The organism is Myxacorys almedinensis A, assembly GCF_010091945.1.
Lineage (GTDB): Bacteria > Cyanobacteriota > Cyanobacteriia > Leptolyngbyales > Leptolyngbyaceae > Myxacorys > Myxacorys almedinensis.
Genome location: NZ_WVIE01000039.1, coordinates 21,599 through 28,423, shown reverse-complemented (window position 1 = coordinate 28,423; position 6,825 = coordinate 21,599). Strand labels below are relative to the sequence as shown.

Annotated in this window: 14 protein-coding genes; 7 read left to right on the top strand and 7 right to left on the bottom strand. The window is 47.1% G+C overall.

Features of this window, described 5'->3' with window-relative positions; all coding sequences use genetic code 11:
* Together GS601_RS21190 and GS601_RS21185 are read left to right on the top strand one after the other, a co-directional pair.
* The coding region (locus GS601_RS21190; protein ID WP_162425281.1) for a TonB-dependent siderophore receptor at positions 1 to 1,199 on the top strand (1,199 nt) is incomplete at its 5' end.
* A 281-nt stretch (positions 1,200 to 1,480) separates the two neighbouring features.
* On the top strand, positions 1,481 to 2,314 hold the full coding sequence (locus tag GS601_RS21185; protein WP_162425280.1) for an ABC transporter substrate-binding protein: 834 nt from the start codon (positions 1,481 to 1,483) through the stop codon (positions 2,312 to 2,314).
* A gap of 142 nt (positions 2,315 to 2,456) precedes the next feature.
* Here the strand turns inward: GS601_RS21185 and GS601_RS21180 are convergent, their stop codons facing one another.
* Positions 2,457 to 2,645 carry a DUF4351 domain-containing protein gene (locus GS601_RS21180; RefSeq protein WP_162425279.1) on the bottom strand — a complete coding sequence of 63 codons (189 nt, stop codon included), beginning with the start codon at positions 2,643 to 2,645 and terminating at the stop codon, positions 2,457 to 2,459.
* A gap of 163 nt (positions 2,646 to 2,808) precedes the next feature.
* Here GS601_RS21180 and GS601_RS21175 point away from each other — a divergent pair, with 163 nt between their 5' ends.
* From GS601_RS21175 to GS601_RS21155, 5 genes are all read left to right on the top strand, one after another.
* A complete protein-coding gene (locus tag GS601_RS21175; RefSeq protein WP_162425278.1) occupies positions 2,809 to 3,087 on the top strand; it encodes a hypothetical protein in 279 nt (92 codons plus the stop codon).
* The gene (locus GS601_RS21170; protein WP_162425277.1) at positions 3,084 to 3,494 is read left to right on the top strand and encodes a PIN domain-containing protein; all 411 of its coding nucleotides are present in this window, start codon (positions 3,084 to 3,086) and stop codon (positions 3,492 to 3,494) included. Before GS601_RS21175 ends, GS601_RS21170 begins: the two co-directional genes overlap by 4 nt.
* A 277-nt stretch (positions 3,495 to 3,771) precedes the next feature.
* On the top strand, positions 3,772 to 4,023 hold the full coding sequence (locus GS601_RS21165) for a DUF2811 domain-containing protein (protein ID WP_162425276.1): 252 nt from the start codon (positions 3,772 to 3,774) through the stop codon (positions 4,021 to 4,023).
* A complete protein-coding gene (locus tag GS601_RS21160; protein WP_162425275.1) occupies positions 4,020 to 4,418 on the top strand; it encodes a type II toxin-antitoxin system VapC family toxin in 399 nt (132 codons plus the stop codon). The genes GS601_RS21165 and GS601_RS21160 overlap by 4 nt, the downstream gene beginning before the upstream one ends.
* 156 nt (positions 4,419 to 4,574) lie before the next feature.
* Positions 4,575 to 4,712: a hypothetical protein gene (locus GS601_RS21155; RefSeq protein ID WP_162425274.1), complete on the top strand. Its 138-nt coding sequence runs from the start codon at positions 4,575 to 4,577 to the stop codon at positions 4,710 to 4,712.
* On the opposite strand, the gene GS601_RS21150 is transcribed toward GS601_RS21155, so the two are convergent.
* The 6 genes from GS601_RS21150 to GS601_RS21125 all read right to left on the bottom strand — a co-directional run bounded on the left by GS601_RS21150 (position 4,700) and on the right by GS601_RS21125 (position 6,822).
* Positions 4,700 to 4,903: a hypothetical protein gene (locus tag GS601_RS21150; RefSeq protein WP_202925254.1), complete on the bottom strand. Its 204-nt coding sequence runs from the start codon at positions 4,901 to 4,903 to the stop codon at positions 4,700 to 4,702. The two genes, GS601_RS21155 and GS601_RS21150, sit on opposite strands and share 13 nt — an antisense overlap.
* A gap of 4 nt (positions 4,904 to 4,907) precedes the next feature.
* Positions 4,908 to 5,360, bottom strand: a complete 453-nt coding sequence (locus GS601_RS23020) for a Tse2 family ADP-ribosyltransferase toxin (protein ID WP_238393427.1) — start codon at positions 5,358 to 5,360, stop codon at positions 4,908 to 4,910.
* A gap of 11 nt (positions 5,361 to 5,371) precedes the next feature.
* Entirely contained in the window at positions 5,372 to 5,575 is a 204-nt protein-coding gene (locus GS601_RS23385; protein ID WP_162425273.1) for a DUF4351 domain-containing protein, read from the bottom strand.
* The gene (locus tag GS601_RS23380; RefSeq protein ID WP_162425272.1) at positions 5,532 to 6,257 is read right to left on the bottom strand and encodes an RpnC/YadD family protein; all 726 of its coding nucleotides are present in this window, start codon (positions 6,255 to 6,257) and stop codon (positions 5,532 to 5,534) included. The genes GS601_RS23385 and GS601_RS23380 overlap by 44 nt, the downstream gene beginning before the upstream one ends.
* A gap of 122 nt (positions 6,258 to 6,379) precedes the next feature.
* Positions 6,380 to 6,541 carry a hypothetical protein gene (locus tag GS601_RS21130; RefSeq protein ID WP_162425271.1) on the bottom strand — a complete coding sequence of 54 codons (162 nt, stop codon included), beginning with the start codon at positions 6,539 to 6,541 and terminating at the stop codon, positions 6,380 to 6,382.
* 23 nt (positions 6,542 to 6,564) lie between these two features.
* Positions 6,565 to 6,822, bottom strand: coding sequence for a BrnA antitoxin family protein (locus tag GS601_RS21125; protein ID WP_162425270.1), 258 nt, complete (start codon positions 6,820 to 6,822; stop codon positions 6,565 to 6,567).
* Between the last annotated feature and the right edge of the window lie 3 nt (positions 6,823 to 6,825).

Here is a 6,825-nt window from a genome sequence, read left to right as displayed (position 1 = left end):
ATCAGGACAAATCAAACAACGCTTTCCTAATCTTGCTTCCTTTCCTCTCCTTCAAGATGGATAAAGTCGAGCTTAGAGCAGATGGTCGAACCTTGGATGGCACACTCTCTTTCGCTAGCACCCGTTTCGATTCTTACGACCTCAACCTCAACCTGAATGGTCAATTTGCAACGGGTTCAATTGGTCATCAGCTAACAGTTGGAGTCGATTTGAGTCGATATGAAGAATTTATCGATATTACTAGAGCACCTGCTGAACCAATAGACTTGTTCAACCCTGTGTATGAGCGACCTGCTACTGCACCTTTTAATCAAGTTGTTAATGGGTCAAACAGAACAGACACTTTAGGGATTTATATTCAAGACCAGGTGACACTGGCAGAGAACCTAAAGTTATTGCTAGGCGGACGGTTCGATCTATTTAAGCAAACCAACCAAGATAATCTGGCAGATACCAGAACCAGTGGATCGGGAAATGCCTTCAGTCCGCGTGTAGGGATTGTTTATCAGCCGATTCAACCCATTTCTCTCTATGCCAGCTACAGTCGCTCATTTTCTCCGACCTTTGGCACTGCCTTTGATGGCAGCCAATTTCAACCAGAGCGCGGCACCCAGTATGAAGTGGGGGTCAAGGCAGATGTGAGCGACCGACTTTCAGCTACCCTTGCCTTGTACGACCTGACCCGCACTGGTGTTTTGACGGCTGATAATAGACCTGGTGTACCCCCAGGTGAATTTGAGATTCAGACAGGGAAACAGCGCAGCCGAGGCGTTGAACTGACTGCTCAAGGTGAGATATTGCCGGGATGGAACATTATTGCAGGCTATGCCTACACCGATGCTCGACTTACCCAAGACAATAGACTTCCCATAGGTAATCGGTTGAATGGTGTTCCGGAAAATTCCTTGAATCTGTGGACTAGCTATGAACTCCAAGAAGGTGATTTGCAAGGATTAGGTTTTGGTTTGGGATTATTCTATGTGGGAGGACGGGAAACTGATTTAGACAGCAGTAGTGTGGAACTTCCCAGCTATCTGCGGACGGATGCGGCGATTTTTTATAGGAGAGACCGCTTCCGTGCTGCCATTAATGTTAAAAATCTGTTTAATGTCGATTATTTTGAAAGTTCCTTTGGTCGAGATAGCATTTCTTATGGTGAGCCGTTTACAGTGCAGGGCACGATTTCGTGGCAGTTTTGATCCCTCTGGAAACTAGTTTTGATTTATAGGGTAGGTAAACGTCTGTGGTGATAAAAGCATTGTGGTCAAGCATGAGATCTCCCTTAGCCCTTTTGAAAAAGGGGGGAATTAGACTGGTGCTAAGAACAGTGTGCCCACAATGGCAAGGTTGGTGGCAATGGTTTTTAAGGGTGGGTTTAGCTGCCATGCTCGCCTCAGCCTGTAGCAGCACAGCAATCGAGCATAGCGGAGTGCCAACTCCCAAACCACCCTTAAGTCCTTGCCGAGTTGTGCAGCACGCAATGGGTCAAACCTGTGTTCCGAATAACCCTAAACGGGTTGTCACTATTTCATATGAAATTCTGGTTCGTGCACTTGCACTTGGCATCAAACCAATTGGTAGTACTGGTGAAGAGTGGAATGAAACTCATCTAAGTTCTCAGTACTATCCCTATCTGGGTAATAAGGTAGGAGGGATAAAGTATGTAGGTTTTTCACGGAATGTTAACCTGGAGAAAATTTTACTGCTTAAGCCTGATTTAATTTTGGCTTGGGAAGATGCTGGAAAAATATACCCTTTGCTTTCTCAAATTGCACCTACACTAATAATTCCGACCAATGATTTAGATTGGAAAGAGGGATTTAATATTACTGCTGAATTACTAAATAAAGAACAAAAAGCACAGGAAGTCTGGAATCACTATTATCAACGAATTGATCGATTAAAAACAGCCTTCGGAAATCGCTATCAAAATCAAAGAATTTCCATTGTTACTGCTGTGGGTGAGACTGCATACATCTTTGTTAAAAACTCATTTGCAGGTTCCATCCTTGAAGACTTGGGGCTGCAACGCCCCTTGGCACAGAATGTTTCTGTACCTGATGGTGTGATACCCAGCATATCTGAAGAAAGGCTTGATCTAATAGACGCAGACATTTTATTCTTTATGGGCGGTGATAATCGTAATGGAGAGGATTTTGCAAGATTTCAAAAAAGACCTTTTTGGCAAACACTCACAGCCGTTCAGCAAAAGAAGGTCTACCCTGTCGAGTATGTGCCGTGGATTGGGGATGGCCCACTCGCTGCTGATGCTGTGATTGATGACTTATATAGATACCTTGTCAACACACCTTGAATTCGTGTTCAATACGTTTTCTTAATCTACAAGTGCGATCGCCCTCGTCGTAGGGCGATCGCGTTGCACTGTGGAGCGATCGCTCGATGATTTCCGAGATCGCGCTCTGATTGTCGATTGCTCCGTATCACAAGTGCGGTTCCTACAGAGTTGCGCTTTGCGCTAATCGCTCCTCCAACCAAGTCTCTAAATCAGCCAACCTTGTGAAATCGAGTAAGGCTTCGCTGAGGTCTTCGAGGACAGGTAAAGTCAGGGATGAAAGGCGCGATCGCATCTCCTCAGAAAGTGCGATCGCCGATCTTGTAGGATGCGTTACCGCAGCGTAACGCATCACTCAACCTCACACTTTCGGAAAGTGAGCGGCTCTCAACGAGACGGCAAAGCCGAACGAAAAATGTGGAGGAGGGGCGAGAACGTACTGAGAGCAGGAGTTGTGGGCGCTCGCTATTGATGGAGGAAAATGTTAGGATGGGGCAACAAGAGGGTACAGGAAAATGGAAGTCAGGATTTATTTAGAAGCAGAGCAAGCTCAAAAGTGGAGATACATTCAACAGAACGGGCTACAAGACCCAAGCGAGTTGATTGAGCAAGCGGTTGGAGCAGCCATTGATACTTATTATTGTATCCTCCAAGATTCCGCAAAGACTGCTCTAGAACGATTCCAGGCTTTCGACTTAGTAGGATGTATGAACGGCATGCCAGATTTGCCATCAACTGATCATTCCTCAATTCAAGAGTATCTCAACCAAAAGCGTCAGCAGGGTCGCCTGTGATTATCGTAGATACAGGAGCCTTTGTTGCGCTAATCGATCAACAAGATGACTTTCATCAACAAGCGCAGAACGCCTTCAGTCGGATCACAGAACCCTTAATCTCAACCTATCCAGTCATTACTGAAGTTTGCTTCTTGCTCAATCATCCTGCAAAATGCAAATTTCTACGGGCTGCGTCTAGCGGTCTGTTTGAAGTATTCCATTTGCAAAATCAGCACATTAATCGCATCGTTGAGTTGATAGAACGTTATGCAGATTTACCAATGGATTTAGCAGACGCTTCTCTCGTCGTGTTAGCAGAGCATCTTGGACACGGGCGCATTCTGACGATCGACAGACGAGACTTCAGCATTTGTCGCTGGCAAAATAACAAACCATTCGAGAACTTGATGGATAGTACAAAATAGCGGGCGGTTCTTTGCGGTAGCGGCGGCAGATATCGAAATCCTTATCAAGCATGGCGATCGCCGATCTCCAGTAGATTGGGTTGACGATACACATCTAACCCCGTGGATATTAGGTGCGATTCTTTCGGAGTTGCGCTCTGCGCTAAACGCACTTCATCTAGGAGTCAGCACAGACAATCATGACAACTGATGCTGCGATCGCCGAGATCATCAAAACAATGGAAGGGAGTGCGATCGCAACTCTATAATTAATATGCAAAGTGCCCAGAGGCTGACCATGAATCTAAATACTGAACTCCCCGATGACCTCGCCCAAGCGATCGCAGACTACATCCAAGATCAGCCAACGCCAACCGACATCCCTAGCGTTCTGCAAACCGCCTTACAAACCTTTCTCATCGATCGCGGCTATCTTGAATCTCAGAAACGCTTGCACATTACCCCTGCCTCTCAAGGTAGCGGTTACAGCGATACCTCCATTCATCACGATCACATTCTCACTCACTTCGAGCAAGACTCTTCAGCATGAGAAGCGTGATCGCTGATACTGGACCTCTCTATGCTGCCTATGATCCAAGCGATAGCTATCACTCACAAGCTCTAGCAGAAGTTGAACGTCTGGCGCAACAAAGTCTCACGGTATTGATCCCATATCCGATTTTCTTGGAAACCCACAGCCTGATTCTCAAACGACTAGGAATTCAAATGGGGTTTCGCTACATCCAGGAGATCTCCGTTGGGACAGAACAACTGCAACCTGCTCTTGAGGATTATCAGATGGCGACCCAAATCATTCAACGCTATCCAGACCAAGCAATTACACTGTTTGATGCCACTACAGCCGCAATCTCTCAACGTTTGAGAGTTCCTGTCTGGACGTATGACTTTCATTTTGATGTGATCAACAGTATGGTTTGGCGATAGTGTGTGCTATATGTTGCTTCAACTAGTGATGGAAATGAAGTGGCGATCACATGAGTGAAGCAGTGGGAGCGATCGCATTGTAGATATTAGGTAGGATTCTTTCGGAGTTGCGCTCTGCGCTAAACGCATTTCATCTAGGAGCAAGTACATTCAATCATGACAGTCAATTCTGCGATCGCCGAGATCATCAAAACAATGGAAGGGAGTGAGATCGCATTGCACTGTGGAGCGAGCGATCGCTCGATTGTTTCCGCGATCGCTTTACACTTTCTCCCCAAAGCTCAAAAAACCTGAGCCATTGGAACATCCAGCGCCTTCTGTAGCTCCTGCCGCAACGACTCCAAAAACATCATGTCATTCGTCACATCCGAAACCTCATCTTCAGACAACTCTGCTTCATCTAGCTGACTTTGATAAGCCGCAATCCGAAACTCTAACGCTTCAACCATCGATCGCATCGCCTTTGGAGATAGATTCATCATCATGTTCTCAACTCACTTTGTAAAACTGTTCGCCTATCGATCGTAACGCTTCCTGATAATCATCCATCGGCATTGAGTAACTGGGTTCCCAAAGCCAATGATTCCCATAATCGTTAATCACCCGAAGCTGATTCGGAATTTCAGCCCCCTGATCGAGCTTCCACCAGTTTTTACTGTTGCCTCTATCCGAAAAAGTCGAAATCCCTCCTGAATTTGCTGCTACCCAAGTTTGTCCTTCATTCTCATACAGGTCAATATCTTTCGCTCTAACATTGTTCAATCGGGCAGAGACAGCATTGCCCATCCGATACAGATCAACTGGCGTTCTCCTCATACCAATCCACACAAATTTTTGTTCTAGAGAATTGTAGAGCCTACCAGACGCGATCGCGTTGCACTGTGGAGCGATCGCTCGATGGTTTCCGAGATCGCGCTCTGATTGTCGATTGCTCCGTATCACAAGTGCGGTTCCTACGGAGTTGCGCTTTGCGCTAATCGCTCCTCCAACCAAGTCTCTACATCAGCCAACCTTGTGAAATCGAGTAAGGCTTCGCTGAGGTCTTCGAGGACAGGTAAAGTCAGGGATGAAAGGCGCGACCCTTGCGGTATCTGCGAAGCAGCGCGCATCTCCTCAGAAAGGTCGTGTTTCAAGCGGCGAGTTAGAAGACGAGTCACTAATGCGATCGCTTCCGCCTCCCGTCCTTCCTCCCGTCCTTCCTCGCGTCCTTCTTCGCGTCCTTCTTGGATAAGTAACAGACTCGCGCATCACATCCCTCCTGATAATTTGTCCAATCACTGCTGCTTCAAATTTTAGCCCAGACAGCACGTAGGTCGCTGCCATTGCTTCATGCTGCTGCGACTCATCCACGATGTTCTGAATCTCCCGCACCGCTCGGCGTAGAGTTTGAATCGGGTTATCACTGCGGCTGAGTCCCACAAACGGCAGCAACCCCGGAAACGCCATCAGGTCTTCCGCAGGCACTTCCCAGATGCGGATGACGTTGAACTCGGCATACATTCCCGCAATCTCGAAGCAGTTCTGATACACCCGCTCGGAATTCGTTTCTCGCAAATAGAGCACGACTTGATGAATCGTCTTTTCTAGGAATCTGCGATGCAGACGCAAGCGATAATCTGCTAACCGCATCGGCACATCGTCTTTCGGATCAGTTTGAAACTCGATATGCACGATTTCGGCTTGTCCTTGCAGCAGAATGACGCTATCAGCGCGAATCGGTTCGATGGAAAGTTCAGTTGGACTCAGTTCAGTCAGGGGGACACGATAGCCGAGGAGCCAGCTTGCAAAGTCTTCGGGAAATTGTTCAGCCAGTCGCCGACAAGTGGTATCAAAGCTCATACGGGTATCGTGTGATTCGGTTTTAAGTGTAGTCGATCGCGTCTCACCAAAAAAGTCTGCCTAGCATTCAAAAAAAGTGCCGCTAACCGCCAAAATGGGCTTTTAGCTTTTACTCTGTTCATCTAGGAGTCAGCACAGACAGTCATGACAACCGATGCTGCGATCGCCGAGATCATCAAAACAATGGAAGGGAGTGCGATCGCAACTCTATAATTAATATGCAAAGTGCCAGAGGCTGACCATAAACCTAAAAGCTGCACAAACTTTTTGATTTTGAGTGCCATATCCCTACCAACCGCGATCGCGCTCAATGGTCGATCCGCTCTAACTCTTCGCGTAGCACCCTCCGCAACGTCGCTTCCAACGGTTCACGCTGTTGCTGAATATGTTGACGCAACGCTTCATTAATCAAACTTTGATAGTTACCTCCACCCGCTGCATGAACCTGTTCTCGAAACCACGCCAGAACGTCATCATCCAATCGAATCGTAATGCGAGTTTTTCCGAGCGCGATCGGATCAATCGCGCCCCGTTTCCCCTGACTGAAATCATATTCTGCGTCCATTGT

Coding starts and splice junctions, on each gene's coding strand:
- GS601_RS21130 (WP_162425271.1), bottom strand. CDS start 6,541: ATGGCACTCAAAATCAAAAAGTTTGTGCAGCTTTTAGGTTTATGGTCA.
- GS601_RS21155 (WP_162425274.1), top strand. CDS start 4,575: ATGACAGTCAATTCTGCGATCGCCGAGATCATCAAAACAATGGAAGGG.
- GS601_RS23380 (WP_162425272.1), bottom strand. CDS start 6,257: ATGAGCTTTGATACCACTTGTCGGCGACTGGCTGAACAATTTCCCGAA.
- GS601_RS21160 (WP_162425275.1), top strand. CDS start 4,020: ATGAGAAGCGTGATCGCTGATACTGGACCTCTCTATGCTGCCTATGAT.
- GS601_RS21185 (WP_162425280.1), top strand. CDS start 1,481: ATGGGTCAAACCTGTGTTCCGAATAACCCTAAACGGGTTGTCACTATT.
- GS601_RS21165 (WP_162425276.1), top strand. CDS start 3,772: ATGAATCTAAATACTGAACTCCCCGATGACCTCGCCCAAGCGATCGCA.
- GS601_RS21175 (WP_162425278.1), top strand. CDS start 2,809: ATGGAAGTCAGGATTTATTTAGAAGCAGAGCAAGCTCAAAAGTGGAGA.
- GS601_RS21180 (WP_162425279.1), bottom strand. CDS start 2,645: ATGCGTTACGCTGCGGTAACGCATCCTACAAGATCGGCGATCGCACTT.
- GS601_RS21125 (WP_162425270.1), bottom strand. CDS start 6,822: ATGGACGCAGAATATGATTTCAGTCAGGGGAAACGGGGCGCGATTGAT.
- GS601_RS21150 (WP_202925254.1), bottom strand. CDS start 4,903: ATGATGATGAATCTATCTCCAAAGGCGATGCGATCGATGGTTGAAGCG.